27 protein-coding genes and 1 pseudogene are annotated in these 24,063 nt (G+C 68.5%); 18 read left to right on the plus strand and 10 right to left on the minus strand.

Annotated elements, in window-relative coordinates; genetic code table 11:
• The first annotated feature begins 33 nt into the window (after nt 1–33).
• Both ACFPQ9_RS26645 and ACFPQ9_RS26650 read left to right on the plus strand, forming a co-directional pair.
• Nucleotides 34–882 (plus strand): helix-turn-helix domain-containing protein, encoded by an 849-nt coding sequence (locus ACFPQ9_RS26645; protein ID WP_380858202.1) that lies wholly within the window; start codon nt 34–36, stop codon nt 880–882.
• Entirely contained in the window at nt 879–1,085 is a 207-nt protein-coding gene (locus tag ACFPQ9_RS26650) for a DUF397 domain-containing protein (protein ID WP_380858205.1), read from the plus strand. The genes ACFPQ9_RS26645 and ACFPQ9_RS26650 overlap by 4 nt, the downstream gene beginning before the upstream one ends.
• Here ACFPQ9_RS26650 and ACFPQ9_RS26655 read toward each other — a convergent pair.
• The gene (locus ACFPQ9_RS26655) at nt 1,078–1,653 is read right to left on the minus strand and encodes a hypothetical protein (protein ID WP_380858208.1); all 576 of its coding nucleotides are present in this window, start codon (nt 1,651–1,653) and stop codon (nt 1,078–1,080) included. The genes ACFPQ9_RS26650 and ACFPQ9_RS26655 overlap by 8 nt on opposite strands.
• A 101-nt stretch (nt 1,654–1,754) precedes the next feature.
• On the opposite strand from ACFPQ9_RS26655, the gene ACFPQ9_RS26660 reads away from it, so the two are divergent.
• The 10 genes and pseudogenes from ACFPQ9_RS26660 (at nt 1,755) to ACFPQ9_RS26705 (ending at nt 8,270) form a co-directional block, all read left to right on the plus strand.
• Entirely contained in the window at nt 1,755–2,789 is a 1,035-nt protein-coding gene (locus tag ACFPQ9_RS26660) for an SRA domain-containing endonuclease (protein ID WP_380858211.1), read from the plus strand.
• A gap of 78 nt (nt 2,790–2,867) precedes the next feature.
• On the plus strand, nt 2,868–3,071 hold the full coding sequence (locus ACFPQ9_RS26665; RefSeq protein ID WP_380858214.1) for a DUF397 domain-containing protein: 204 nt from the start codon (nt 2,868–2,870) through the stop codon (nt 3,069–3,071).
• A gap of 181 nt (nt 3,072–3,252) precedes the next feature.
• Nucleotides 3,253–3,459 carry a hypothetical protein gene (locus tag ACFPQ9_RS26670; protein WP_380858217.1) on the plus strand — a complete coding sequence of 69 codons (207 nt, stop codon included), beginning with the start codon at nt 3,253–3,255 and terminating at the stop codon, nt 3,457–3,459.
• Nucleotides 3,443–3,964 carry a DUF6879 family protein gene (locus ACFPQ9_RS26675; protein WP_380858220.1) on the plus strand — a complete coding sequence of 174 codons (522 nt, stop codon included), beginning with the start codon at nt 3,443–3,445 and terminating at the stop codon, nt 3,962–3,964. The genes ACFPQ9_RS26670 and ACFPQ9_RS26675 overlap by 17 nt, the downstream gene beginning before the upstream one ends.
• Nucleotides 3,954–4,786, plus strand: a pseudogene (locus tag ACFPQ9_RS26680) (helix-turn-helix domain-containing protein). The gene ACFPQ9_RS26675 and the pseudogene ACFPQ9_RS26680 overlap by 11 nt, the downstream one beginning before the upstream one ends.
• 578 nt (nt 4,787–5,364) lie before the next feature.
• Complete coding sequence (locus ACFPQ9_RS26685; RefSeq protein ID WP_380858223.1) at nt 5,365–5,832, plus strand: glycine-rich domain-containing protein; 468 nt, start codon at nt 5,365–5,367, stop codon at nt 5,830–5,832.
• An 81-nt stretch (nt 5,833–5,913) separates the two neighbouring features.
• The gene (locus tag ACFPQ9_RS26690; RefSeq protein ID WP_380858225.1) at nt 5,914–6,303 is read left to right on the plus strand and encodes a hypothetical protein; all 390 of its coding nucleotides are present in this window, start codon (nt 5,914–5,916) and stop codon (nt 6,301–6,303) included.
• Nucleotides 6,304–6,703: 400 nt separating this feature from the next.
• Complete coding sequence (locus ACFPQ9_RS26695) at nt 6,704–6,946, plus strand: hypothetical protein (protein ID WP_380858228.1); 243 nt, start codon at nt 6,704–6,706, stop codon at nt 6,944–6,946.
• A gap of 240 nt (nt 6,947–7,186) precedes the next feature.
• Nucleotides 7,187–7,915: a YqeB family protein gene (locus ACFPQ9_RS26700; RefSeq protein ID WP_465269584.1), complete on the plus strand. Its 729-nt coding sequence runs from the start codon at nt 7,187–7,189 to the stop codon at nt 7,913–7,915.
• A 154-nt stretch (nt 7,916–8,069) separates the two neighbouring features.
• Nucleotides 8,070–8,270: a hypothetical protein gene (locus ACFPQ9_RS26705; protein WP_380858234.1), complete on the plus strand. Its 201-nt coding sequence runs from the start codon at nt 8,070–8,072 to the stop codon at nt 8,268–8,270.
• 114 nt (nt 8,271–8,384) lie between these two features.
• On the opposite strand, the gene ACFPQ9_RS26710 is transcribed toward ACFPQ9_RS26705, so the two are convergent.
• Complete coding sequence (locus ACFPQ9_RS26710; protein WP_380858236.1) at nt 8,385–9,980, minus strand: hypothetical protein; 1,596 nt, start codon at nt 9,978–9,980, stop codon at nt 8,385–8,387.
• A gap of 282 nt (nt 9,981–10,262) precedes the next feature.
• Nucleotides 10,263–10,739, minus strand: a complete 477-nt coding sequence (locus ACFPQ9_RS26715; RefSeq protein ID WP_380858239.1) for an Lrp/AsnC family transcriptional regulator — start codon at nt 10,737–10,739, stop codon at nt 10,263–10,265.
• 109 nt (nt 10,740–10,848) lie between these two features.
• On the opposite strand from ACFPQ9_RS26715, the gene ACFPQ9_RS26720 reads away from it, so the two are divergent.
• The 4 genes from ACFPQ9_RS26720 to ACFPQ9_RS26735 all read left to right on the plus strand — a co-directional run bounded on the left by ACFPQ9_RS26720 (nt 10,849) and on the right by ACFPQ9_RS26735 (nt 13,897).
• Complete coding sequence (locus ACFPQ9_RS26720) at nt 10,849–11,748, plus strand: class I SAM-dependent methyltransferase (RefSeq protein WP_380858242.1); 900 nt, start codon at nt 10,849–10,851, stop codon at nt 11,746–11,748.
• Between the two features lie 288 nt (nt 11,749–12,036).
• Complete coding sequence (locus ACFPQ9_RS26725) at nt 12,037–12,894, plus strand: LLM class flavin-dependent oxidoreductase (RefSeq protein ID WP_380858245.1); 858 nt, start codon at nt 12,037–12,039, stop codon at nt 12,892–12,894.
• Between the two features lie 140 nt (nt 12,895–13,034).
• Nucleotides 13,035–13,532, plus strand: a complete 498-nt coding sequence (locus tag ACFPQ9_RS26730; protein WP_380858248.1) for a hypothetical protein — start codon at nt 13,035–13,037, stop codon at nt 13,530–13,532.
• 62 nt (nt 13,533–13,594) lie between these two features.
• Nucleotides 13,595–13,897 carry a hypothetical protein gene (locus ACFPQ9_RS26735; RefSeq protein ID WP_380858250.1) on the plus strand — a complete coding sequence of 101 codons (303 nt, stop codon included), beginning with the start codon at nt 13,595–13,597 and terminating at the stop codon, nt 13,895–13,897.
• Between the two features lie 44 nt (nt 13,898–13,941).
• Here the strand turns inward: ACFPQ9_RS26735 and ACFPQ9_RS26740 are convergent, their stop codons facing one another.
• Nucleotides 13,942–14,316, minus strand: a complete 375-nt coding sequence (locus ACFPQ9_RS26740) for a VOC family protein (RefSeq protein ID WP_380858253.1) — start codon at nt 14,314–14,316, stop codon at nt 13,942–13,944.
• A gap of 93 nt (nt 14,317–14,409) precedes the next feature.
• Between ACFPQ9_RS26740 and ACFPQ9_RS26745 the strand changes: the two genes are divergently transcribed.
• Complete coding sequence (locus ACFPQ9_RS26745) at nt 14,410–15,906, plus strand: alginate lyase family protein (RefSeq protein WP_380858256.1); 1,497 nt, start codon at nt 14,410–14,412, stop codon at nt 15,904–15,906.
• Here ACFPQ9_RS26745 and ACFPQ9_RS26750 read toward each other — a convergent pair.
• Both ACFPQ9_RS26750 and ACFPQ9_RS26755 read right to left on the minus strand, forming a co-directional pair.
• The gene (locus ACFPQ9_RS26750; RefSeq protein WP_380858259.1) at nt 15,842–17,392 is read right to left on the minus strand and encodes an MFS transporter; all 1,551 of its coding nucleotides are present in this window, start codon (nt 17,390–17,392) and stop codon (nt 15,842–15,844) included. The two genes, ACFPQ9_RS26745 and ACFPQ9_RS26750, sit on opposite strands and share 65 nt — an antisense overlap.
• A gap of 75 nt (nt 17,393–17,467) precedes the next feature.
• Complete coding sequence (locus ACFPQ9_RS26755) at nt 17,468–18,835, minus strand: DUF445 domain-containing protein (RefSeq protein ID WP_380858262.1); 1,368 nt, start codon at nt 18,833–18,835, stop codon at nt 17,468–17,470.
• Nucleotides 18,836–19,067: 232 nt separating this feature from the next.
• Between ACFPQ9_RS26755 and ACFPQ9_RS26760 the strand changes: the two genes are divergently transcribed.
• Complete coding sequence (locus ACFPQ9_RS26760) at nt 19,068–20,405, plus strand: SGNH/GDSL hydrolase family protein (protein WP_380858265.1); 1,338 nt, start codon at nt 19,068–19,070, stop codon at nt 20,403–20,405.
• Between the two features lie 37 nt (nt 20,406–20,442).
• On the opposite strand, the gene ACFPQ9_RS26765 is transcribed toward ACFPQ9_RS26760, so the two are convergent.
• Genes ACFPQ9_RS26765 through ACFPQ9_RS26780 form a run of 4 tightly spaced genes read right to left on the minus strand, consistent with a single transcriptional unit; the run spans nt 20,443 to nt 23,904 of the window.
• The gene (locus ACFPQ9_RS26765) at nt 20,443–21,261 is read right to left on the minus strand and encodes a DUF1707 SHOCT-like domain-containing protein (protein ID WP_380858268.1); all 819 of its coding nucleotides are present in this window, start codon (nt 21,259–21,261) and stop codon (nt 20,443–20,445) included.
• Nucleotides 21,262–21,293: 32 nt separating this feature from the next.
• On the minus strand, nt 21,294–22,280 hold the full coding sequence (locus ACFPQ9_RS26770; RefSeq protein WP_380858271.1) for an ABC transporter ATP-binding protein: 987 nt from the start codon (nt 22,278–22,280) through the stop codon (nt 21,294–21,296).
• Nucleotides 22,281–22,289: 9 nt separating this feature from the next.
• Nucleotides 22,290–23,111, minus strand: coding sequence for an ABC transporter permease (locus tag ACFPQ9_RS26775; RefSeq protein ID WP_380858274.1), 822 nt, complete (start codon nt 23,109–23,111; stop codon nt 22,290–22,292).
• Nucleotides 23,104–23,904 carry an ABC transporter permease gene (locus ACFPQ9_RS26780; protein ID WP_380858701.1) on the minus strand — a complete coding sequence of 267 codons (801 nt, stop codon included), beginning with the start codon at nt 23,902–23,904 and terminating at the stop codon, nt 23,104–23,106. The genes ACFPQ9_RS26775 and ACFPQ9_RS26780 overlap by 8 nt, the downstream gene beginning before the upstream one ends.
• Between the last annotated feature and the right edge of the window lie 159 nt (nt 23,905–24,063).

The following is a 24,063-nucleotide window of genomic DNA, read 5'->3' on the forward strand; positions in this document are numbered from 1 at the left end:
GATGGAACATCCGCTACCCCGCGAGGAGTTGCCATGTCCGGATCCCCCACGGCTCGCCGTCGCCGTCTCGCGATCGAGCTCAAGCGACTGCGCGACGAGAGCAGCCTGACGTGCAGCCAGGTAGGCAAGGAGCTGGACTGGAGCAGTTCCAAGGTCAGTCGCATGGAGACGGGACAAGGACGCGTCCAGCCCTCGGACGTCGATGCCCTGTGCCGCTTCTACGGGACTGCGGATGAGCTGCGTGAACTCTTGAAGTCGCTGGCCAAGGAGTCAAAGACAAAGGGGTGGTGGCACGCACACAGCAACGCCATCCCTGCTTGGTTCTCTGTGTACGTTGGCCTCGAGCAGGCGGTCTCCGACCTGCGCACCTATCAAGCCGAGTTCATCCCCGGCCTCCTACAGACCAAGGAGTACGCAGCCGAGCTAAGCCGCGCATGGGTGGATCACACCCACGAGGACATTCAGCGCATGGTCGACGTCCGGATGCGGCGACAAGAGCTCCTCACCAGCGAGAGCGCGCCTGATCTATGGGCAGTTGTCCACGAGAGCGCCTTGCTGCACACGGTCGGCAGCCGCGAGGTTATGACGCAGCAGCTCGAACGTATGCTGGAAATCCAGAAGTTGAAGAACATGACGGTCCAGGTGCTGCCGTTCAACGCTGGCGCCTATCCCACCACCGGGTCGTTCACGATCCTCGGCTTCCCAGAGCAGGAGGACCCGGACGTGGTCTACCGAGAGGGGCTTACCGATTCGGTCTACCTCGAGGAGCCCAAGGACGTGGCCCTCTATACGAAGGCGTTCGATCACCTCAGGGCCTTGGCGCTGAGTCCTCAGCGCTCGGCCTTGCTCATCACAAGACTCTTGGAGGAGAACTCTCGATGACGCTGCCGTCGAGCATCCCGTGGCGCCGGAGCAGCTACAGCAACGGCATGGGTGGCGAGTGCTTGGAAGTAGCCGAACACGCTGAAGCGATCAGGGTCCGCGACTCCAAAGTCACCTCGGGACCGCAGCTCAGGCTGAGCGCTACTGCGTGGCAGGGCTTCATACGGACCCTGGCCGGCCGCGTGGAAGAACCTGCTAGCTGACCGGCTGCACCGGATCACGAATGATTTCTCCGGCTCTCTGGAGGAAAGAGGCGTAAACCTGTGTCATCTCATTCCTGGCCTGGTCAAAACCGGACCAGGCCACGCTCAGGTTTGAAGAACTCTCACCCGCCGCCTGTATCAAGGCACCCACAACCGCCATCGACTTCCCCGTCACGGCGTAGGCCAGCAGGTTCGCCTCGTTTGGGCCCCATAGAGCCAACTGGCTTGTTTTTGCCTTGAGCTCAACGGTGCGCTCACGAAACTCATCCCCCGTCGCCTCATCAAGTCCGGCGCCACCTCGCACCTCAGGTGTAATGCGCACGAGCACTTCATCCAATGCGGCATAGGCCTCGAGGAGAGCAGCGAAGGCCTGATGCCGCTGGCTCCGCACCCACTGCCAGTGCTCCGCTGCCGCCTGTCCGTGCACCTGAGCCAACGCTGCCTCAACTGCTTTACGCCCACCGGCTTCGGCTCCGCGCTTGGCGTACATCCCGGCGACGACGGCACCGATGACGGCGGCCGCGAAGGCGATTGCTGCCGCGATGACTGTGCCCGTCGCGTCACTCATCGCGCCATCCTCGCTCAGGCGCGGCTCTGCCACAATGGTCTCTCTACGTAACGTGCACAACTCTCAGCACTCTGTAGACCTAAGACCATTAGCCTCGGATCATGACGACACCCACGGCCGGGTTCGCACCTGGCGACATCCTCACACGTGCGCAGATCCACCCCGTCCTCGGCGGCAGCGGCTTCGCGGGAATCTGCCCTGCCCGAGAGAAGCGCAACGTTCTCATATTCTCCGACAGCAAAATAGGTAAGCGCTACGGATATCGGGATGGATGGCTCGCCGAGGACGACGCCTCGGGCCCGATATTTACGTATACCGGAGCCGGGAAGCGTGGCGACCAGACCTTAGACGGCGGAAATTCTTCCATTCTGGAACACGCAAATATGGGACGCACTCTACACGTGTTCGTCGCGGTGGGCAATGTTCCAGGAACTGGCACGCGAACGCACAAGTACATCGGCACATTCAAGGTTGACGAGCGCACACCGTACGACATACGAACAGCCAAAGATGAATTAGGCCAAGAGCGCAACGTCATCGTCTTCCGACTTCGCCCCACCGGCCCGTTCATACGGGAGGATTCCGACACCCTGCCGCTGGCCGGTCGTTCCCGGATGAGGTTTCAGCCGACGGCAGGGCGTGTCGCTCGGGCATACCGACGTCAGAGACGTCAGCGTCAACCACAAACTGACACCACCCGAATAGAAGCGATCCGTGACGAACTAGCAGAGGCCTTCGAAGCGCACGAAAGCGCAGCTGGGATGGACATCGGGCAGATGGAGTTATCCCTCCAAAACTCGACGGATCAGCTCTCATTCGAGATCTACAACCAGACGAACCACACGGTCTATCAGCCGACGGGCAGCCCAGCAACCGAATCAGTCACGCAGGCTCTGGCTCAACTGCTTCATGCACAGCGACATTTGAGAGGCCTCGTTCCCGACCAGCCCTTCCACCTGATGATGCTGACCCCTGAGCTCCCCCGAGAGGACCTCCGTGGCCTGCTCGCCGACCACGGAATTGGCCTCGTATACCGCAACGAAGACGGCGGCTTCTCTGAATTCGCGGGCGGCATCCCCACGAGCAGCGCTACTCGTTCTTTCCCCTGTTTGGACTGCCCCGTATCCGGCGCTTAGAGTCTCAATGCCCGTGACCAGTGACGCTCCGGGGAAGCCTCCTCCGCCATGATCCACCGCCTCCGCAAGGAGTTGTAAATGCCCGCCGGATCTCAGCCCGTCCCCGAGTCCGCCTGGTTCAAGTCGTCCTACAGCGGCGGCAACACAACCGAGTGTGTACAAGTCGCCTTCACGTCATCTGTGGTGCCGATACGACACTCGAAACGGCTGGAGTACCCACCCCTCGCGATCTCTGCAGGGGCATGGACCGCCTTCGTGGCCGGCTCGCGGCGTGGTCACTGACGGTGCTGGCAATCAGATGGCCAGCTGCCTCCAAGGGCTGGGCCGTGAGCCGCTCGCGGCGACACCCGTGATCTTTACCCGACAACGCGAATATCGGCGCTGTCGCATGGACGCCGTTGAGTCACGGCCCGTACCGTCAACTGCAAGAGCCCCAACTGGGGCGCGACAAGGGGGTTTCCGTATGGCGCGTGAGGAACTAACCCGTCTCACCGGTAACGGCAACGGCGAGTGCAGTCAGAACGACTGCCCCAACGTCTACCAATCCGCAGGTGGCTCCATCATCGTGCAAGGAAACGTCTCCCACGCATTTCAGCCACCCCTGGGTGAAACCCTCGTGGAGATCCCAGAGTCGGTTCTCAGGGAGGCCGTTCGTGCTCTTGGATGGTGAAGCCTGGCAGCGGAAGTTTCGGGAATTTCGCAGCGAGGCGTGGAGGCTTGAGACGCTGCCCGAGTACAAGGTTCCTCAGGAAGAAGAAGACATTCGGGCCTACCTGGCAGGTTCACGAATCGACCCGCACAGACACTCGAACGCGTACACCGAGGACCTCAAGGAGGTACGCCGCGAGGGCAAGAGTAAGGGGCGCGTACACATCGTGTCCCGCCCTCTTACAACGTACCTTCAGTACGAGTTCATGTACTACCGCCCTCACGCATGGGCGGGTGAAGATATCCGAATCATGGACGTGACCGACCGACCAAACCCTCTGGCCGGCGTCCAGGACTTCTGGATGTTCGACAAGAAGGAAGTCATTCTCATGCACTACCAGGAGGACGGAACACAGATCAGCCGGGAAGTCTACGAGGGTGACGTCACCTCTTTCGTCGAATATCAGCGCATCGCGCTCGCCGAGTCGGTTCCCTTTGAGGAGTACGTGAAGGGTCTTGACATTTGAGCCGGAAGAGCTCGGCCAGTCCAGAGCAGACCTGGCCGAGACACTGAGAACACTTCGCAAGCGAGTCGGGATCACTCAGACCCGGCTCGCTCAGCGTTGCAATATGTCGCAAACAAAGATCAGCAACATTGAGGGTGCGAAGCTGACGCCGAGTCTTGTTGACGTTGAGCTGATACTCAGAGCCCTAGACGCGCCCCCTGATCTCGTCTCGCAGGTCGCAGCCCTTGCGCGTACTGCCAACACTGAGTGGCAAGACGTCTGGTCCCAGCGCCGCACAGGCCTGGAGAAGAAGCAGAATGAGCTAGCAGGGTTCGAGCGGTCCGCCAGGGAGTTTCATACTTTCTACTGTCCATGGTGACTGGCCTGCTCGCCACTCCAGAATATGTGAGGGCCAGCTTGGCCCACATTCCCGGAGACCACAGCAGGGCGATCGCGCGGAAGCTAGAAAGACAGTCCATTCTTTACGACACATCGAAACGTTTCGCGTTCATCCTGACGGAACAAGCCGTAAGGTGGCCGTTCCTCCCCGCACCGGCGATGGCAATGCAACTCGACCGGTTGGTGTCAATTAGCTTGCTCCCGAATATTCAACTCGGTGTCATACCCCTGGGCGGCTACCTGCCTACAGCCCCATTGAACACCTTCACCATCTACGACAAGCGGATAGCCACAGTCGAGACGCAGACAGGAGCAATGGTGTTCCGGGACCACCGCGATGTATCCGCCTATCTAAACGAATTTTCCGTGCACGAGCAGTGTGCCTTGTACGGGGACGAGGGAAGGCAACAACTTTCCGAGTGGGCCCGCGCCTTTCGCTCATGATCTTTACCCGACAACGCCAATATCGCTAGGCACCTCCCCGGGATTGCTCGATCATGGATGAGCAATGAAGCCAGGGAGGATTGATGACGAGCGCACAGAAGGCCCGGAACTACGGCCTTACGGAACTTCCTGCGGAACCAAAAGCGCAACCAGGGTGCGAAACATGTCTCGCTATCTGTCTGCGTCGCAAGAACGCCCAGTCCCGGCTCGATTACAGTGCCGTGTCTGACGCAAATGTGGATCTCCGCAAGCACCATTCAGAGGCGCACACATCGTGAGCGGGGCAAGGAAATCTGGGTTCCTCGCTGATCGCCCCTTAATGACGCTGCGCGTCTCTCGTGATTCTGGGCAAACCTGGGAACCTGCGCGGGCCGTGTTCACCACAGATGCCCTCGCGCCCCTGACTAACAGTCAATGGCCCCCCTGCCAGTGCCTGCGCTGCCACAGAAGCGCTGGCCGTGCCGACCGCTGAGGCACACCAGATTGCCGCTTCACGCGTTCCCTCCCCCCGAGAACTCGACAGGCAATCGGCACCCAAGAGGGGCTACCCAAGGGTGCTTCCACTGTGAGGTGAATCCGTGCTCCACGCAACACCGTTCGAACCCGCGTTGCCTCCTACTGTCACTGCCGAGCCCCGCACCGGCCGTTCCCTAGTCAGCGACGCCGAATTCGACACGCTCGCCGCCTTCTGCGCCGATGAGTACGGCCTCGAACGCTGCGTAGCCGACCGCGTCATCGACCAGGCACTCGCTCTGGTCTTCGTCATGGGCTCCACCGGCAAAGGCTCCACCATGGCGCCGTCCCAGCTCGTCGACCCCGGTTGGCACACGCTCATCCTGCACACAGGGTGGTACGCGGACTGGTGTCAGCGGCAGTTCGGCTACTTCCTGCATCACCAGCCGAACTCGAAGGTCCGCACGCGCGGGCTGATGACGGGCGTCGTCGCCAGGATCCGGGCAGCCGGCTTCGAAGTCGACGAACGGCTGTGGGGCACAGCGGCCGACTGCAATCCGCCCACCTGCTGTGGTGACGGCCCCTGCTGCTGACCGCTGGGCGTTCCATCCCTTTCCGCGACAGGGGCGGACACGCCATGTCCGCCCCTCTCGTCCTCCAGAACGGACCCATTCGTGTCCTCCACCGTGCTGACCTCAACCAGCCGCGTGACGGTCTTTCCCCTCGAAGCCCTCTCCGTCGCGTACACCACCCAGTCCAGCGATCGGCGCGGTCTCGGCGACATCGGTCTTGTGGCCGTCGTCGATGAGCGGTCCGACGGGGAGGAGTTGTGGCGACTGGCCCGCGACCTGGGTGGGCGCCCCGGCGATCAGGACCAGGCCCGATGGATTCTCACCCAGGCCAGTCGCGCTCGCGTCGTCGCCTCTTACATGAATCTGCCCGACGAGACCTGGACGGCTTACGTCCGTCGTCGGGTCGAACTTGACGCGCTTTTCGCCAATCACGACCTGCTGCTGACCGGCCGGATTGCTCTGCGGAGCCACGGGCAGTGCCGGCCAGGATGAGGACCGGATCGGCAAGGGAGGACGTGAGCGGTCTGATTCCGTGGCAACAGAACAGCTCCTGGGCGACATCGACTTGGCCACACTCACTCACGCTCGGGGGGCTTCCCACCACTGCCGAGGTGAGCGCCATACCCACGTGAGTCTCGGTCGGGTTCGGAGCGGGGCCGGTCGGGCTGGCGGGCGAGGCCGGGGCGGGGTGGGGCGGCGGCGTAGGTGATTCCCTCGGCCGGGCCGCATAGCTGATGGGGGCTCACGCCGGGCGGTGAAGAACTGATTGCCCCTCATGGCCGTGGCCCGTATGGCAGCTTCGATGAGCGCTGCGGGACATATCGGATTAGCCTCCGAAAAGAGCGCTAAGTAGATCTTTAGTGGTGCGCTCTACTCAAACCAAGGAGGAGACATGCGCAAGCTTCAGAGGGCCGCTCTCGCGGCCGCGATGGTCGGGTCCCTGAGCCTCATAGCCACCGGCACCGCGGCCGCCCAGCCCGCTGACGGCCACGGTTGCCGGTCTCACGACCAGAACATCGCCCTCCTGAACAACATCGGAATCGCCAACGGCCTGGCGGGCAACCTGCTCAACGGCGATGGCGATCCAGGTGGGCAGAACGACAACCACATCGGCTCCAGCTGCGGACACCACTGACCATCAGCGGATTGTGTTACGTAGCCAGCTGATTGCGTCTCGGCGCCCGGGCCCACGCCCGGGCGCCGAGGCATGTCTTCGGTCCGGGGGGCGCCGCGCCTACCAAAGTTCGGGCGCCGTAGACCAATGGACGATGACAGGGTCTGTGGCCTTGTTCGAGACTCGGCACGGTGCCGGGGCAGCTCGTCCGGTGGCCGGGGCCAACGTCGTCGGAGAAGCGGGATCGTGAGTGTGGGGGCTATGCGGGGTACGGGGGATCTTTTGAAGAAGGGCCGTTCGGCCAATGGCCCCGCAGTGCGGGATGACGCCGTCCTCGCCGAATCGGCTTGGGTTCTGACGCTCTTTTGCACGGCGCTCGGGGCCGTTGCCGGCGGGCTGGTCACCCTTCTTGCCGAGTGGCTCGTGACGTGGTCGTGGGCTCCCCTGCAGGGGCCGGCCGAGCTGCTGGCGTCCGTGCCGGAGCCCTGGCAGAGCGTCGGGTCCGTCGGGGTGGGGGCGGTGCTCGGCCTGGTGGTCGGGGTCATCGCGGTGCACGAGGCGCTGTCGGTGCGGGTGTCCGCCGACCGTGTGGTGCTCGGCATCAGGGACTCGTCGCAGGAGTTCCGGCGCGAGGAGATCGCCCTGGTGGTGCGGGACGGCAAGCAACTGGTGCTGCTCGGGCCGGATGGCATGGAGATCGCCCGGGAGGAGTGCGGTCTGCCTTGGCCACGGCTGGCCGAGGCCTTCGCCGCACACGGGTACCGGTGGGCGGACGAGGACCCGCACCGGAGGGACTTCCGGCGCTGGGTGCCCGGAATGCCCGGACTGCCCGAGGGGGCGGACGCGTTGCTGAGGGCTCGTGCGGCGGCCCGGGAGAAGGACGAGGGCGCCGACGACGCCCGGGAGCTGCGTGGGGAACTGCTGCGGCTCGGCGTCGTCGAACGGGATGAGAAGAAGCGGCAGTACTTGCGGATCCCCCTGCGGTCCTGAGATCGGTCGGACGAGGTTCGCCCCCTCGTCTTCGCCCCCTCGTCTTCGCCCCCTCGTCTTCGCCCCCTCGTCTTCGCCCCCTCGTCTTCGCCTTCCCGTACGGCCGTCGTATCGGCTGAGAGGATGACGGCGTCCGTACTGGAGGAAGAGGGGGATGAGCGTGATCGTGCTCGTCTTGGTCGGCGTGCTGCTGCTCGTCGTCGGGGGATGCGTGTGTGTCGTGTGGGCGTCTCGGGGCGGCAGCCCGCGCTGGGTGCGCGTGGTCTCCAGCGTGACCCTGGGGCTGGCCGAGGTGGTGGGGACGCTGGCCCGTAGCTCGGGGAAGTCGAGGTCGGGCTCGGGCTCGGACGATTGACTCGTCCGGTACGGCCTCATCGGCCCACAAACACACGCTGGAACGCCGACGCGGGCCGCTCCAAGTTCTGTTGGCGGGTGCGGCCCGCGTCATGAGTGCGGTGCGTGTGGGCGGTCAGCCGGACTTCGTCGGCGGCGGGCCCGCCGTCGTCGTCGCCTTGCCCTCCGTCAGGAGCCACTCGTGGTGGAGGGCGCCCAGCGGGATCTTCGTCTGGAAGACGGGTGTGCCGAAGATGGTCAGCTGGAAATTGAGGGTGCCGGTCAGGTCCACGCCGCCGTAAATGGCGTAGGCGCCGGTCGCCGAACCCGTGCCGTCCGCGGAACCCTCGGCCGACGCGTCGGCGTGGGCGCGGACGTACGGGGCCAGATCGGCGGTGACGCCGACCGTGCCGTAGAGACCGACCGTGGCCTCGGCGCCGAGGGCCGCCTTGACGTCGCCCGCCGCCGTGACCTTGGTCTTCAGTGGCTCACCCGTCATGTCGGACTCGCTGACCGGGGCCCAGCCCTTGGCCCAGGAGAAACTGCCGCCGACGCGGAAGTCGCCCTTGAGGTCCTGCTCGACATCGACGGTGACCTTGCCGTCCGCGTTCACCTGGATGTAGCAGGTCAGGTCGAGGTTGACGACGACGGGGATCGGGCCGACCTGGATCACCGGGTCGGCGTGGAGCTCGGCGAAGGGGAGGCGGATCGGCCGGCCGTCGGTCGAGCCGGCCGCGCGGCCCTTCAGGGACCACTGGGAGGCCCAGTCACCCGAGAGGCCCAGGAAGGCGGCGTCCGGGGAGGTGCCCTTGCCCTGGTCGGAGTCGGAGTCGGCGGAGTTGTCCGCACCCTCGGACGCGTCGGCGGCGTCGGAGTAGGCGGAGCTGTCCGAGCCGGCCGATGCCTCGGAGCCGTCGTACGAGAACGCGACCTCCGGGGCCAACTGCACGAAGCCCTCCACGGACGCGGCCGCCGACGCCGGGGCGCCCTCGGCCGTGGCGACCGCGGCGCCGACGTCGATCCGCAGGCTGCCCAGCGGGAGCTTCGCGCCCTCCGGGCCGAAGTGGAGGTCGCCGGTCTTCGCCCAGGAGACCTTCACGCCGTTCACGAGCGGCTTGACGTCGACGGACGACGGGTCGACCGGGACCTCGCCCTCGGCCTTGCTCGCGCCCAGCACGGAGTTGAGCTTCGCCGGTTCCGTCTCGACGGCCGTACCGCCGTTCTCCGCGGTGCCTACGACGTCCGTGACCTCGGCCAGTACGCCGTCGGGGGCGCCCGGGGCGGGAGCGCTGGCGATGATGTCACCGACGGCCACCGGGGGTTGGGCCGAAGGGCGGGAGGACGGGGCGGCCGAGGCGGCCGGGGCATCGGCGGACGGGGCGGTGGGGGTGCTGGTCGACCGGGTCGGCGATGGGGTGGCCGTCGGCTTCGTGACCGGCGGCGAGGAGATGACGGCCCGGCCGGTCTTGCGGTCGTACGAGGCGACCTTGAGGGAGGACTTCTTCGCCCTTCCTCCCCCGTCGCCGTCGGCCACGGCGGTGGGGGTGGCCGCACCGGACGGGGCCGAAACGACGGCGAGTTGTTCCTGGGCCGCGGCGGGTTCGGGGCTCTCTGAAGCCGTGGAGGCCGCCGCGTCCGTGGTGGTCGAGGAGGTGGAGCAGCCGGTGGTCAGTACGGCCGCGAGAGCGATCGCCGACAGCAGGGCGTGGCTCTTGAACTTGGGTCTGTGCACGCGTGTTCCTCGGGAGCGGTGTATGGGGGTGCGCTGCAGGAGGTGACGCATGGGGGGCCGGCACGCGGGTCGTCGAGACGGGCATGCCGGTACGACCGGTCCGGCGCGGGGCGCGGACGGTGGTGTGGTTACCCCCCAGTAGTCATGCATGAGCATGCCAGTACGGCGGGGCGCGGCATCCGCTTTCTATGAGCGGGAGGGTGGTGACGTGAGTCACACTGAGTAATCTGATGTGAGGTCAGTTCTCGTAGTTGGGTGGGGGGTTGGTAGGCGTGAGCTGGCTCACAGGGGCTCGGCGAGGGACCCGTTCATCGGCGTCAGGACGCGGGTGCCCGTCTGGCGGTAGATCACCGAGCTGCGGAAGGTCACCACCTCGCGTCGGGCGCTGAAGCGGTCCATGAGGAAGGCGTGCAGGTGCTCGATGTCCGGCACGGCCACATGGACGAGGAAGTCGTCGTCGCCCGAGACCACGAACACCGAGACGACTTCCGGGAGTTGGGTCAGATAGCTCTCGAAGTCGTAGATCACTTCCCGGCTCAGAGGGCGCAGCTTGGCGAAGACCAGGGCCTGGAGCGAGCGGCCCAGCAGACGTGGCTGTACGGCCGCGTGGTAGCCGGTGATCACTCCGCGGGCGCGCAGGGCGCGGACACGTTCCAGGCAGGTGGAGGGTGCGATGCCGACCCTGCGGGCGAGTTCGCGGTTGGTCAGCCGTGCATCGCGCTGGAGATGGGTGAGGATCGCCGAATCAGTGTCGTCCATGGCCGTGATTCTTCCCGCGCCACCGAATTTGGTTCGGCCGAGACGCCCAACTTCCGTTCCCGGGCCTACATTTCACTCGCCGCCGCCGGACCGAAGGGAGCCCTCGTCCATGACGACCGCCGCCAACCTCGTGGCCGACCAGGCCGCCAGCCGCGTGGCCGACCAGGCCGCCGACCGCGTGGCCGACCAGGCCGCCGACCGCGTGGCCGACCAGGCCGTCGACCACTACGACCGCTTCCTCGCCGAGCACTACACCTGGATGCTCGGCGGTGATCTCGACGACCTCGCGGCGGGGCAGCGTGCCGCTCTCGCGGAGTGGGGCGTGACGCCCGGGTCGGCGATCGGTACGGCGGCCGGGTCACTGGCCGTGGATCTGGGGTGCGGGCCGGGCCACGCCAGTCTCGCGCTGGCCGCTCTGGGCTTCGACTCCGTCCTCGCGGTCGATCTGAGCCGGTCGCTGCTGGGCGAACTCGCCGCGTACGCGGCGGAGTTGCCGGCGGTCCGGCTGGTCCGGGCCGATGTGCGGGGTGCGCTGCGCGAACTGGTGCGGCCGGGGTCGGCGGGGGCCGTCGTCTGTCTGGGCGACACGCTGACCCATCTGCCGACCCGCGGCGACGTGGCCGCTCTCTTCACCGACGTCGCCGCGGCCCTCGCGCCCGAGGGGGCGGCCGTGTTCTCCTACCGCGATCTGACGGTCCCGCTCACCGGCACCGACCGCTTCCTTCCGGTACGGGCCACCGAGGACCGGATCATGACGTGTTTCCTGGAGTACCCGGACGACTACAACGACTACACGGTCGTCGTGCACGACCTGATCCACACCCGGGACTGCACCGGCGCCGACTGGACCCTGACCGCCCGCAGTTACCGCAAGCTGCGGCTCTCCCACGCCTGGGTGCTGGAACAGCTGCGCACGGCCGGGCTGCGGGTGCGGCACGAGGAGAGCGGGGCGGGCGGGCTGCGGACGGTCGTCCTGGAACGTGCCGCCCGCTCAGGGACGTACGCGTAGACGCACTCGTAGACGTGCTCGTAGACGTGCTCGTAGACGTGCTCGTAGATGTACGCGTAGACGTGCTCGTAACGGCGATCGCGGGTCAGTCGACGGGTCAGTCCTCGGCCCAGCCTCCGACGCGGCGCACAAAATGATTTGAACCGCGGCGTCGGCTCGCCCTACCGTGAGCCGACTTCGACGAGACGTTCCCCGGAGACACGCCGCAGAGCGGGAGCGTCCCACCTCGATGAGGTGCCGGAGGGGGCGGCAACTGACTTTGTCGACCCCTCATTTCGGAGGCCCTTCATGAACGTCGGTACGAGTGTCGGTATCGGCCTGCCCATCGGCGACCCGGCCACCCTGCTCACCTGGGCCCGGCGCGCCGACGCCGGTCCGTTCAGCACGCTCGGTCTGCTCGACCGGCTCGTCTACGACAACCCCGAACCGCTGGTCGCGCTGGCCGTCCTCGCCGGCGCCACCACCCGCGTCCGCGTCCAGACCGAGGTGCTGCTCGCCCCGCTGCGCGACACCGCCCTGCTGGCCAAGCAGGCCGCCACCCTGGACCGGATGACGGACGGAAGGCTCGTCCTCGGCCTGGGCATCGGCGGCCGCGAGGACGACCACCGGGCCACCGGCACCGACCTGCGCACCCGCGGCCGGCGCCTGGACCGGCAGATGGCGACGCTGTGCCGTCTGTGGCACGGCGAGCCCTACGGCGACGGCGTCGGCCCGATCGGCCCGGTGCCCGCCCGACTCGGCGGCCCGGAGCTGCTCTTCGGCGGCTTCAAGCCCGCCGCCCTCGAACGCGTCGCCCGCTGGGGCGACGGCTTCCTCGCCGCCGCGCCGCCCTCCTGGGCGGGCGGCCTGTTCGACACCGTCCGCGGCTTCTGGAAGGAGTACGGCCGCGACGGCGAACCCCGTCTCGTGGCCCAGGTGAACGTCGCGCTCGGCCCGCGGGAGGTGGTCGAGGACGCGCGCTCCCGCATGCACGCCTACTACGCCTTCACCGGCTCGCCCGACCGCATGGTCGACGGCATGCTCACCACCCCCGCCGAGATCCGCGGCGCGCTCACCGCCTACGCCGATCTGGGCGTCGACGAGGTGATGCTCTACTGCTACGGCCTCGACCCGGATCAGGTGGACCGCCTGGCCGATGTGCTGTGACACCCCTGTGAGACCGGCCTCCGGTGACGCCGATCCTGTAGCGCTCCTGTTGCCGGAACTGTGGGCTCCACCACAGCCGGGTGCGCCGGGCCCTGTTGGACTCGGCGCACCCGTCGTCGCCCGCACGCCCTGGAGGCCAGGTGTTCCTGCTGATCCTGCTGTTCGTGCTGATCGCCGTCATCACTGCGATCGGTCTGACCGGATACGGCAGCCGCACCCTGGCCGACCGGCGCGTCCGGCGCACCGGCACGCCCGGCACGCTGCGCGGTCTCGCCGCCCTCGCCGGTGCCGGGGCGTGCGCGCTGTACGCCTGGGGCCTGCTCGGCGTGTGCGGTGCGGTCATGGTGGCGGAGGACGGCGGCACCGACTCGTCGCCGCCCCGGTCGTGCCGTACGGCGGGCTGGTGGGAACGGCACCAGCGGGGCATCGAGATCACCGACTACACGGTCACGTACATCCCGCTCGGGTTCGTCTGCGAGACGAGCGACGGCGGGAGCTACGACACGGGTGCCGTGCCCGGGTATGTGAACCCGGGCGTGCTGACGCTCGCCCTCACCGCCGCCGGGTGCGCCATCGGCGCGGGCTACGTGTCCGAGCTGCGGGCCCGCGCCGAGTTCCGCCGGGGCCGGGCCGGTTAGCCTCGGTTGTCCAGGGACCGGCCGCAAGGGTCGCCGGCCCGGCAGCAGTGGTTGGAGGCAACATGGCCAGGGTTCCCAGCGCGGTGGTCGCGGCGGGCGGGCTCGTCGGCGGGTACGGCGTGGCCCGCTGGACCAAGAACCGGCAGCTCGGCGGAGCCGTGCTGGCCGTGGCCGGTGCCGCCGCCGCACAGCAGTGGCGGCAGCGGGCGGGCGGCAGGGCCGCGGGAGCACTGTCCACCGCCTACGTCGCCGCCTTCGCCGGTTCGCACCCCCTCGCCAAGAAGGTGGGCGCCTGGCCCGCGGTGTTCGGGGTGGCAGGAGCGATGGCCCTGGCGTCGTGGGCGGTGGCGGACCGCCGGGGCTGAGGTCTGCGTCAGGGCTTGGCGAGTCGGGTCGGGTCGGGTCGGCATCATGCGTGGTCAGCGGCCGGACCGTGGCTCAGCACATTCACCACGCGCCCACCCGGGTCTCGTACGAAAAAGCGCCGTACGCCCCACTCCTCGTCCCTGAGCTCCCGTACGATCTCCGCCCCCGACTCGGCGACCCGGGCGTACACCGCGTCGACGTCCTCGACCTCCACGCTCAGGTCGGGGACTACGGGGCCCGTGCGTTCCTCGGTGAAGAAGCTGATCTGGGCGGTGGGGTTGGCGGGGGACGCCATGGTCATCACCCAGCCCATGTCCATCACCTCCTCGAAGCCGAGCCGGCCGTAGAAGTCGCGGCTCGTCGCGATCGCCTCCTCGGACCCGGCGTGGATGTTCGGGACGATTCTGCGGATGGTCATCGGTACGGCTCCTTGGTCGGTGTCCGGAGTTTTTGTTATCACCCGCAGTCTGGCTCCGTCTCCTCACCGTCCCCAGCCCCAGGCACGCGAGGAATGAGCCACGTGACACGACAGATCAGCCGCCGGAGCATGCTCAAGGCCGCGGGCGCGACCGCCGGAGCCGTCGGAGCCATCGGCGTCGGTACTGCGGCTTCCGCCGCGGCCGGCGTCTCCTTCGCGCATCCCGGCCTGCTGCACACCCGCGCCGACCTGGACCGTATGGCCGAGAAAGTGAAGGCGGGCGCCCAGCCCTATGCCGCCGGCTTCGCCAAGCTGGCCGCCAACCCGCACGCCCAGAGCGGCTGGCGGCCCCGGCCCAGCGCTGTCGTGTACCGAGGCGCGGGCTCTCCCCAGAACTACGCCGCGCTCTACAAGGACATCCACGCCGCCTACCAAAACGCCCTGCGCTGGCACATCACCGGCGAGCGCGCGCACGCCGACACGGCCGTCGCGATCCTCAACGCCTGGTCGGGAACGCTGACGCAGGTCGCGGGCAGCGCCGACCGGTTCCTGGCGGCCGGGCTGTACGGCTACCAGTTCGCCAACGCCGCCGAACTCGTCCGCGACCACGAGGACTTCGAGGCAGAGCGGTTCCGGAAGATGCTGCTCGACGTCTTCCACCCGCTGAGCGAGAGCTTCCTCGCCCACCACAACAACGCGGTCGTCACCAACTACTGGACCAACTGGGACCTGTGCAGTCTGGCCTGCGTCCTGGCCATCGGCATCCACTGCGACGACCGGGCGAAGGTCGACCGCGCGGTGGAGTACTTCCAGCACGGCGAGGGGCTGGGCTCGGTCAGGAACGCCATCCCCGTCGTGTACGACGACGGCCTCGGCGAGTGGCTGGAGGCCGGCCGCGACCAGGGGCACGCGCTGCTCGGCGTCGGCCTGATGGGCACCGTCTGCGAGATGGCCTGGAACCAGGGCATCGACCTGTACGGCTACGACGACAACCGCTTCCTCAAGGGCGCCCAGTACGTGGCCAAGTGGGCCATGGGCGCGGAGGTTCCGTTCACGGCGAACACCCGCAGGAAGGGCGCGATCAACGGCTGGTCGGGATCGGAGACGGTGACCGAGGCGGCGCCCGTGAACCCGGAGATGACCCGCCCGATCTGGGCGATGATCGCCAACCACTACACCGGGCGCCGGGGCCTTTCGGCGTCGTACCTCACGCGGATCGCGGGCCGGTCCGCCCCGGAGGGCGGCGGCGGGAACTACGGCCCCGACAGCGGCGGCTACGACCAACTGGGCTTCGGGACGCTCGCGTTCACACGGGACAAGGCAACGGGAGGGAGTACGGGTTCGGGTACGGGTACTGGCGGCTCACCGGCCCCGTCCGTCTCCGCGGCGGCCAGCACCGGGTCGGGGTCGGATACCCGGCCGCAGACCGGGAGAACGGCATCCCCTTCGGCCCCCTCCGCCTCCCGTGACGACCTCGCCGCCACCGGCACGGACGGCCTCCTCGGCTGGACCGCCGCCACCGGCGTCACCGCCCTCGCCGGCGGCGTCCTCCTGCTGCGCCGCCGCGACCGGGCCCGGCGGGAGTCGTAGCCGGACGCAGGACGGAGGCGCCGGCGGTCCCCGATGCCACCGCCGTGAGCGGACGGGCGATGTCCTCCAGCGAGCGGCGTTCCGCGCGGACCGCGAAGAAGGCCGCGACCAGGCCCGCCAGGCACATCAGCGCCGCGCCGATCTGGAAGGCGAGGACCGTGTCGCCGACCTTGCCCGTCCCGGTGAGGTCGGCGAACAGCAGCGGGCCGCTGATTCCGCCGGCCGCGGTGCCGAGGGCGTAGAAGAAGGCGATGGACATCGCGCGGGTCTCCATCGGGAAGATCTCGGAGACCGTGAGGTAGGCGCTCGAAGCGCCCGCCGAGGCGAAGAACAGCACCGCGCACCAACAGGCCGTCATCGTGGTCGCGTTGAGCACGCCCTGGTCGAACAGCCAGGCCGTGGCGAACAGCAGCAGGCCCGAGAGCAGGTACGTCGACGAGATCATGACGCGCCGGCCGACCGTGTCGAAGAGCCTGCCGAGCAGCAGCGGGCCCAGGAAGTTGCCGACCGCGATGACCGCGAAGTAGTAGCCCGTGTCACCGGTCGGCACGTCGAAGAACGTGGCCAGGATCGCGCCGAAGCCGAAGGTGATGGCGTTGTAGAGGAACGCCTGGCCGATGAAGAGGGAGAAGCCGAGGATCGCCCGCCTGCGGTACTTCGAGAAGACCGTGCGGCCGATCTCCAGGAAGGACACGCTCCGGCGCTGACGGATGGTGAGCTCGCCCTCGGGACGCGGCAGCGGCTCGCTCCGCTCGGACTCCACCTTCCGCTCGATGGCCGTCACGATCCGTTCCGCCTCGTCGTCGCGGCCGTGGATCAGCAGCCAGCGCGGGCTCTCTGGGACGTGCCGCCGGACCAGCAGGATCACCAGCGCGAGGACGGCGCCGAGTGCGAACGTCAGCCGCCAGCCGACGTCCGCGGGCAGGATCGCCGTGTCCAGCGCGACGATCGCCAGCAGCGAGCCGCCGACCGCGCCCAGCCAGAAACTGCCGTTGATCATCAGGTCGACGCGGCCGCGGTACTGCGCCGGGATCAGTTCGTCTATCGCGGAGTTGATCGCCGCGTACTCGCCGCCGATGCCGAAGCCGGTGAGGAAGCGGAACAGGAAGAACCACCAGGTGTCGAACGAGAGCGCGGTGAGGGCCGTCGCCGCCAGATACACCGCGAGGGTGATCATGAAGAGTTTCTTGCGGCCCCACCGGTCGGTCAGCCGGCCCCAGAACAGCGCGCCCAGGCAGGCACCGGCCACGTAGAGCGCGGCGGCCAGGCCGGTGACCTGGCCGGAGGTGATCGGCAGGCCGCTGCCGGGCTCGGACAGGCGGGGGGCGATGCTGCCGACGACCGTGACCTCCAGGCCGTCGAGGATCCACACGGTGCCGAGACCGATCACGATCGTCCAGTGCCAGCGCGACCACGGCAGGCGGTCGAGACGGGCGGGGATGTCGGTGGTGACGGTACGGCCGGTCTCGGCCTGCGCGGTGGTCATGGGCTCCCTCCTCGTCGAGCGAACCCTCGCCGAGTGCCCGCGAGCTGCGCCCCTACGCCCGGCCGCCCGCGCTTCCTACGCCCCCAGCGCCCGCGACACGGTGTAGATCAGCAGTCCCGCGAGCGAGCCCACCACGGTGCCGTTGATCCGGATGAACTGCAGGTCGCGTCCGATGTGCGCCTCGATTTTCCTGGTCGTGTGCTCGGCGTCCCAGCTCGCCACGGTGTCCGTGATCAGGGAGGTGATCTCCTTGCGGTAGGTGGAGACGACGTACACCGCCGCACCCTCCACCCAGCTGTCGACCTTGGCCTGGAGCCGTGGCTCGACCGCCATCCGCGCGCCCAGCGACAGCAGCGAGGCACGCACCCGCAGCCGCAGTTCGCTGCGCTCGTCCTCGGCCGCCGAGACGATCATCCGGCGTACGGCGGTCCACGCGGAGGCGATCAGGTCCTGCACCTCGCCGCGGCCCAGCACCTCGCCCTTGAGCCGCTCGACCCGCGCGCGGGTCTCCGTGTCGGACTGGAGGTCGGAGGCGAAGTCGGTGAGGAACCGGTCGAGGGCGCCGCGGGCCGGGTGGCTGGGCATGTCGCGCATCTCGGTGACGAAGCGCAGCAGCTCCTTGTAGACGCGCTCGCCGACCCTGCGGTCCACGAATCTCGGGGTCCAGCCGGGGGCGCCGCCCTGGACGGCGTCCATGATCTCGTCGTCGTGCAGTATCAGCCAGTTCTGGGCGCGGGCGACGACGAGGTCGACGACCCGCTTGTGGCCGCCGTCGGCGACGACCTTCTCCAGCATCTTCCCTATGCCGGGCGCGACCTCCTGGGCGTCGGCGCGCCGGGTGATCGCCTCGCCCACGACCGCCTGGACGTCGGAGTCGCGCATGACGGTCAGGGCGCCTCTCAGGGCCGCCGACAGCTCAGCCGTCACCCGGTCCGCGTGCTCGGGCTCGGCCAGCCAGGCGCCGAGCCGGCTGCCGATGCCGACGGCGCGCAGGCGCTGCCGTACGACGTCCTGGGAGAGGAAGTTCTCGCCGACGAACTCCCCCAGGGAGACGCCGAGCTGGTCCTTCTTGGTCGGGATGATCGCGGTGTGCGGGATGGGCAGGCCGAGGGGGCGGCGGAACAGGGCCGTGACGGCGAACCAGTCGGCGAGCGCGCCGACCATGCCGGCCTCGGCGGCCGCGGCGACATACCCGGCCCAGGTGCCGGCGCCCTGGTTCGCGGCGACCTTGGCGAGGACGTAGACCAGCGCGACGAGGAGCAGCAGCCCGGTCGCGGTGAGTTTCATCCGTCGTACGCCGCGCTGCTTCTCCTGGTCGGCGGCGGTGAACGTGGCCATCGCACGTACGGCCGATGCGGGGACGCGCCGGTTACCGGCAGCGTCCGGCCGGGCATGCTGCTCTACGTCACGCGTTGCCGTTTCTTCCGGATTCGTACGTTCCATTCCGCTCCACCCGTCCAGGATCCTCCGCACACATTGTCCCTTCCTGACCTACTCCTGGAACGAATCAAGAGTTCCCGGCGTCTGTCCCGTGGGGGGAGGTCGATGGCGAAGTCCGGATGAACTCCGGCGGCCCAATGGGGGGTCCGTGCGACTCCTCTCTGCCTCATGACGCATCATGAGGTGATCACATCGGAGCCTCGGGCTCCCATCCGCCCGAGGAGACACGCACCGCATGACCAGGCGAAACGGTTATGCCTTGCTCAGCGCGATCATCGCCCTGATCGTCACGCTTTCCGCCGCGATATACATCGGAGTCGCCTCCGACGACGGCAGTGCGACCGGCAAGAGCGCCCCGACCAAGACCGGCTCGGGACGGGGCCCCGTCGCCCCGGCATCCACCGGCATCTGGGTGGGCGCCTGGTCCGCCTCCCCGGTCGGCGCCGAACCCGGCACCGAGCTGGAGGGCCTCGCGGGCAACTCGGTGCGCAACGTCGTGCACACCGGCGTCGGCGGTACGAGTGCCCGGATCACGCTGTCCAATCTCTACGGCCAGTCCCAGCTGACGATCACGCACGCGTCCCTCGCACTGGCCTCCGGCCCCTCCTCGGCGGCCGCGGTCGCGGACACCATGCGCCGGCTGACCTTCGGCGGAAGCCCCACGGTCGTCATCCCGCCGGGCCGACAGGTGCTCAGCGACGCCGTGCGCCTGACGATCCCGGCGGACACCGACGTCCTGGTGACCACCTACTCCCCCACCCCGTCCGGCCCGGTGACCTACCACCCGCACGCGCGCCAGACCAGCTATGTCGCCGAGGGCGACCTCACCGAGGACCTGACCGGCACGGCGTACACCGGGCAGGTCGACGCCTGGCGGTACCTGACCGCGCTGGACGTCCTCAGCCATGACTCCCAGGGCACCGTCGTGGTCTTCGGGGACTCCCTGACCGACGGCATCACGTCCACCCAGAACGCCAACCGCCGCTGGACGGACGTCCTCTCGCGCCGGCTGCGGGCGGCGATCGCGGCCGGCGAGGACGTGCCGCGCTACAGCGTCGTCAACCAGGGCATCAGCGGCAACCAGATCCTCGCCAGCGGCGGCGGCCGCCCCGCGGACAACCAGGCGGGCATCGGCCGCTTCCACCGCGACGCGCTGTCGCGTACGAGCGTCAAGGTCGTCGTCATCGACCTCGGCGTCAACGACATCCTGCGCAACCCGGGTCTCGCCGACCCCCAGCGCATCCTCGACGGACTGCGCACCCTGGTCCGCCAGGCCCACGCCCGCGGCATCAAGGTCGTCGGCGCAACCCTGATGCCCTTCCAGGGCCACCGGGGCTACACCGACGCCCGCGAGAACGTGCGTCAGCAGATCAACGCCGAGATCCGCGCGGGCCGGGTCTTCGACGCGGTCGCCGACTTCGACGAGGCCGTGCGGGACCCGTACAACCCGCGCAAGTTCCGCCCCGACTACGACTCCGGGGACCACCTCCACCCCAGCGACAAGGGCTACGAGCGGATGGCGGAGTCGTTCAACCTGCAGGACCTCAAGGGCTCGGCTCCGGCGGAGTTGTAGCGGCAAGCCGCTCGGCGGGCGGCGGCGCCGGAACCGCTCAGTCCTCGTCCCGCTCCCGGCCCTTGTGCCGGCGGCTGCCGCGCTCATCGTGCGCATGCCGCCACATGTCCCGGTGCTCCTCCAGCATCCCGCGATGAGCCTCGTACTGCTCGTCACGCGCGGAGGAGCGCAGCTCCCGCCGCTGCTCGCGCCGCTCCAGCCGCTCCCGGCGCCGCTCCTCACGGAGCTCCTGCTTCTGCGTCCGCGTCAGCTTCCGCTCGACCCCGACGCCGCCCCAGAAGGCGAACCCGGTCACGATCACCCGGGGCGCCCCGGGATCCCCGGCCGCGCCGTCCTCGCGGTGGTCGAAACCGCCCATGATGCCGATCCCGCGCACCTCGACCTCGACGCCGGGCGGCACGGCGATCTCCACGCCGCCCATGATCGCGACGCAGTTGATCTCGACGACGCCGTCCGCGAAGTTCGCCTGCCGCAGGTCGATCTCCCCGCCGCCCCAGAAGGCGAAGCAGTTGAACCGCCTCGGCACGGTCCAGCGTCCCTTGCGCTGGAACCCCGACAGCACGGCGACGCCCCACGTCGAGGACCCCTCGCCGCCGACGATCCTCTCGCTCCAACTCCCGGCGTCGGCCCCGGGCTTCTTGACCATGTCGACCTTGGGCACGGCCACCGCGCCCACCGGCAGATCCCGGGTGATCGGGGCCAGATCCCCGTAGGTGCGTGCCTTGTACGTCGCGTCGAGGCGTTCCTCGAACTCCTCCATGTCGAGCCGCCCCTCCGCGAGGGCGTCCCGCAGGACCTCGGCGACTCGTTCACGATCGGCGTCGGAGGCACGCAGCTCCGGGGCATCGTCGCTCATGTATGCAGCCTACGAGCAACCCTGCTCCGGGGCTACGAGATCGCCCGCTCGGTCCGGTCCGCCTGCTCGGCGTACATCTTCGCGATCACGGCCTCGATGTCGGGCTCCCGCACCGACAGATCCACCAGCGGATACTCCGCCGCGATCCGCGCCACCAGCACCGCCGCCGACTCGGCCGCCGGAAACGCCAGCCACTGCCGCGGTCCTTCCACCTTCACCACGCGCGCGGGCGCGGCCTCGATCGGCGGCAGCTCACGCTCCAGGTCGACCACCAGGGTCCGCTCGCTCTCCCCCACCTCGTGCAGCCCGGCGAGCGGACCGTCGTACATCAGCCGCCCGTGGTCGATGACCATCACCCGTGAGCACAGCTGCTCGATGTCCTGGAGGTCGTGCGTGGTCAGCAGCACCGTCGTGCCGCGCTCGGTGTTCAACTCCCGTAGGAAGTCACGGACCTTCGCCTTGGAGATGACGTCGAGGCCGATCGTCGGCTCGTCCAGGTAGAGCACCTCCGGGTCGTGCAGCAGCGCCGCCACGATGTCGCCGCGCATCCGCTGGCCGAGCGAGAGCTGCCGTACGGGGACGTCCAACAGCTCGCCCAGGTCGAGGAGTTCCACGAGCCGGTCGAGGTTCTCGCGGTAACGGGCGTCGGGGATGCGGTACATGCGGTGCATCAGCTTGTACGAGTCGATCAGCGGCAGGTCCCACCACAGCGTGGTGCGCTGCCCGAACACCACCCCGATGCGGTGCGCGAGCCGGGTGCGTTCGCGGGAGGGATCGATGCCGGCCACCCGCAGCCGGCCGCCGCTGGGCGTGAGGATGCCGGTCAGCATCTTGATCGTCGTCGACTTCCCGGCGCCGTTCGGCCCGATGTACCCCACCATCTCCCCGCGTGCCACCCGGAAGGAGATCGCGTCGACGGCCCGCACCCGCCGCCGCTCCCGCTTGAGGAAACCGGTCTTCCTGCGCACGTCGAAGACCTTCTCGACACCGTCGAGTTCGATGAACGCCTCGTCCGCCATGGCCTGCCCCTAACTCCCCGTACTCCGATACGACCGCAGCCCGGCCCGCCACGCCAGACCGGCGAGCGCACCGCACACCGCCGCCACCAGGGGCGAGGCGAAGGCCGTCCACTCCGGCAGGTCGATCGGGTACGGCCGCCCCAACAGATAGGCGGCGGGCACCCAGTTGACGAAGGCGAGAGGCAGCATGAAGGTGACGCCGCGCACCAGGTCCTTGCCGAACACGGTGGGCGGGTACTGCAGCAGCGTGGTCCCGCCGTAGGTGAACGCGTTCTGCACCTCGGCGGCGTCCTGCGCGAGTATCTGGAAGGCCGCGCCCGCCACGAACACCGCCGCGAAGATCGCCGCCCCGCTGATCAGCATCACCGGCACCAGCAGCACCTTCGCGGGCGTCCAGTCGATGCCGGCCGACACCAGCGCCCACGCCAGGACCAGCGCGCCCTGGGTGATCCGGCCGAGGCGGCGCAGCGCGAAGTGGTCGGCGCCGACCTGGGCGAGCACCGGAGCGGGCCGCACAAGCAGCGTGTCGAAGGAGCCGTCGCGGATCCGGCCGCCCAGGACGTCCATCGAGCCCAGCACCAGATCGGCGATCCCGAACGCCGTCACCGACAGCCCGTACAGCAGGGCGATCTCCGGCAGCGACCAGCCGCCCAGCGTGTCGACCTGCGAGAACATCAGCAGGATCGCCACGAAGTCCAGGCCGGTCACCAGCAGGTTCCCCAGCACCGTGACGGCGAAGGAGGTGCGGTAGGTCATGCTGGAGCGCACCCACATGGCGGCGATCAGCCGGTAGGCCCGCAGCCCTTCGCGCAGGGCGCCCCGCTCACCCACCCTGCACCACCACCCGACGCGTCGCCGCCGACTGCACGATCCGCCCCGCGGCCAGCAGCGCCACCGCCCACACCGCCTGGAAGGCGAACGCCCCGAGCGGCGCGGTCTCCCCCATCAGCACGTCCGCGGGCATCTGGATCTGCGCCGCCCACGGCAGAGCCCGCACCACCTCGCCGAAGACGCCCGGGAAGGCGTTCAGGGGCAGCACCATGCCCGAGAAGAAGATCCCGGTGATCATCAGGGCCTGGTTGACGCCCATGCCGTCCAGCAGCCAGAACACGCTCAGGGCCGCCAGATAGCGGATCGCGAAACTGACGACGGCCGCCAGCAGGAGCGTGACCACGAAGGCCGCCCACGGGACGACGTCGGTGGGCAGCGCCATCGGGAAGAACACCGCGCCGAACAGGAACGGGATCACGCCCCGCCCGACCATCTGGAACAGCGCCCGCCCCAGGTCCCCGGCCAGCCACCAGAGTTGGAGGTCGGCCGGCCGGTACAGGTCGACGGCGATCTCACCGGTGCGGATCCGGTCCATCAGGTCCTTCTCGGCGCCGCCGCCCTGGATGGCGAGCGTCGCGTACAGGCACTGTCCCAGCCACACATAGGTGACGGCCTGCGCCTGGTCGTACCCGCCGAGATGCGGCTTCTGGTCCCACAGCGCGAGATAGGTGTAGACGAGGATCACGCCGAAGACGGTGTTGGTGAACACCCCGGCGGCCGTGGCCACCCGATAGGTCGCGTACCTTCTGAAGCCGCCTACCGCGACGGCCAGGTACAACCGCCCGGAGCCCACATCCACAGCCCTCCTCGCCCGCGCCCGGCACCGAAGCGCAGGAGCCTAGTGCGCGCGGACGAGGGGCTGCCAGCCATTTTCCGGGCCCGCCCGGCGGATGAGTCTGCTCACTTTCCAGGACACGCGCCGGTTTCCGGGAACGGAACGCCGGGTGCGAGA

This window comes from Streptomyces coerulescens (assembly GCF_042657965.1).
GTDB lineage: Bacteria > Actinomycetota > Actinomycetes > Streptomycetales > Streptomycetaceae > Streptomyces > Streptomyces coerulescens.

Coding starts and splice junctions, on each gene's coding strand:
- ACFPQ9_RS26645 (WP_380858202.1), top strand. CDS start 34: ATGTCCGGATCCCCCACGGCTCGCCGTCGCCGTCTCGCGATCGAGCTC.
- ACFPQ9_RS26650 (WP_380858205.1), top strand. CDS start 879: ATGACGCTGCCGTCGAGCATCCCGTGGCGCCGGAGCAGCTACAGCAAC.
- ACFPQ9_RS26655 (WP_380858208.1), bottom strand. CDS start 1,653: ATGAGTGACGCGACGGGCACAGTCATCGCGGCAGCAATCGCCTTCGCG.
- ACFPQ9_RS26660 (WP_380858211.1), top strand. CDS start 1,755: ATGACGACACCCACGGCCGGGTTCGCACCTGGCGACATCCTCACACGT.
- ACFPQ9_RS26665 (WP_380858214.1), top strand. CDS start 2,868: ATGCCCGCCGGATCTCAGCCCGTCCCCGAGTCCGCCTGGTTCAAGTCG.
- ACFPQ9_RS26670 (WP_380858217.1), top strand. CDS start 3,253: ATGGCGCGTGAGGAACTAACCCGTCTCACCGGTAACGGCAACGGCGAG.
- ACFPQ9_RS26695 (WP_380858228.1), top strand. CDS start 6,704: ATGCGCAAGCTTCAGAGGGCCGCTCTCGCGGCCGCGATGGTCGGGTCC.
- ACFPQ9_RS26700 (WP_465269584.1), top strand. CDS start 7,187: ATGCGGGGTACGGGGGATCTTTTGAAGAAGGGCCGTTCGGCCAATGGC.
- ACFPQ9_RS26705 (WP_380858234.1), top strand. CDS start 8,070: ATGAGCGTGATCGTGCTCGTCTTGGTCGGCGTGCTGCTGCTCGTCGTC.
- ACFPQ9_RS26715 (WP_380858239.1), bottom strand. CDS start 10,739: ATGGACGACACTGATTCGGCGATCCTCACCCATCTCCAGCGCGATGCA.
- ACFPQ9_RS26720 (WP_380858242.1), top strand. CDS start 10,849: ATGACGACCGCCGCCAACCTCGTGGCCGACCAGGCCGCCAGCCGCGTG.
- ACFPQ9_RS26725 (WP_380858245.1), top strand. CDS start 12,037: ATGAACGTCGGTACGAGTGTCGGTATCGGCCTGCCCATCGGCGACCCG.
- ACFPQ9_RS26735 (WP_380858250.1), top strand. CDS start 13,595: ATGGCCAGGGTTCCCAGCGCGGTGGTCGCGGCGGGCGGGCTCGTCGGC.
- ACFPQ9_RS26740 (WP_380858253.1), bottom strand. CDS start 14,316: ATGACCATCCGCAGAATCGTCCCGAACATCCACGCCGGGTCCGAGGAG.
- ACFPQ9_RS26745 (WP_380858256.1), top strand. CDS start 14,410: ATGAGCCACGTGACACGACAGATCAGCCGCCGGAGCATGCTCAAGGCC.
- ACFPQ9_RS26750 (WP_380858259.1), bottom strand. CDS start 17,392: ATGACCACCGCGCAGGCCGAGACCGGCCGTACCGTCACCACCGACATC.
- ACFPQ9_RS26755 (WP_380858262.1), bottom strand. CDS start 18,835: ATGGAACGTACGAATCCGGAAGAAACGGCAACGCGTGACGTAGAGCAG.
- ACFPQ9_RS26760 (WP_380858265.1), top strand. CDS start 19,068: ATGACCAGGCGAAACGGTTATGCCTTGCTCAGCGCGATCATCGCCCTG.
- ACFPQ9_RS26765 (WP_380858268.1), bottom strand. CDS start 21,261: ATGAGCGACGATGCCCCGGAGCTGCGTGCCTCCGACGCCGATCGTGAA.
- ACFPQ9_RS26770 (WP_380858271.1), bottom strand. CDS start 22,280: ATGGCGGACGAGGCGTTCATCGAACTCGACGGTGTCGAGAAGGTCTTC.